A 780-nucleotide genomic window follows, 5' to 3' on the forward strand; every position below is an offset into this window, starting at 1 on the left:
AGATGTGTATAAGAGACAGGCTCGAGCACGTGCGGGTCGTCGGTGACGAGCACGGTCTCCTCGACCGCGATCCCGCCCTCGAGGGTGCGCACCGCGACCTTCTCGCCCGGGCGCGAGGCCTTGTCCTCGCTGCGCTTGCCGACGCCGACCCACTCGCCGTCGTCGCCCTGCCGCGCGACGAGCTTGTAGACCATGCCCGCCGCGGGCGCGCCCGAGCCGGTGACGACGCTCGTGCCGACGCCGTACGCATCCACCGGGCTCGCCTGCAGGGCCGCGATCGCGTACTCGTCGAGGTCGCTCGTGACGGTGATGCGCGTCTCGGTCGCGCCGAGCGAGTCGAGCAGCGCCCTCGCCTCGGCGGCGACCTCGTCGAGGTCGCCCGAGTCGAGCCGGATGCCGCCGAGCTTCGGGCCCGCGACCTCGATCGCGGTGCGGATGCCCTGCTCGATGTCGTAGGTGTCGACGAGCAGCGTCGTGCCGACGCCGAGGGTGTCGATCTGCGCCTGGAAGGCCTCTGCCTCGGAGTCGTGGAGGAGCGTGAAGGAGTGGGCGGCGGTGCCCATCGTCGGGATGCCCCAGCGGGCGCCCGCGGCGAGGTTGCTCGTCGCGCGGAAACCGGCGATGTAGGCGGCGCGGGCGGCGGCGATCGCCGACTCCTCGCTCGCGCGGCGCGAGCCCATCTCGGCGACCGGTCGCCCCTTCGCGGCGCGCGCCATGCGGGTCGCGGCGCTGTCTCTTATACACATCTGACGCTGCCGACGATCTTACGCGTGTAGATCT

1 pseudogene is annotated in these 780 nt (G+C 72.1%); it reads right to left on the reverse strand.

Going from position 1 to position 780, the window contains the following annotated elements:
* Nucleotides 1-746: pseudogene (locus DQ237_RS19305) on the reverse strand (nicotinate phosphoribosyltransferase); the annotation flags it as partial.
* Nucleotides 747-780 lie beyond the last annotated feature (34 nt).

Source organism: Blastococcus sp. TF02-8, from assembly GCF_003319175.1.
Taxonomy (GTDB): Bacteria; Actinomycetota; Actinomycetes; order Mycobacteriales; family Geodermatophilaceae; genus Blastococcus.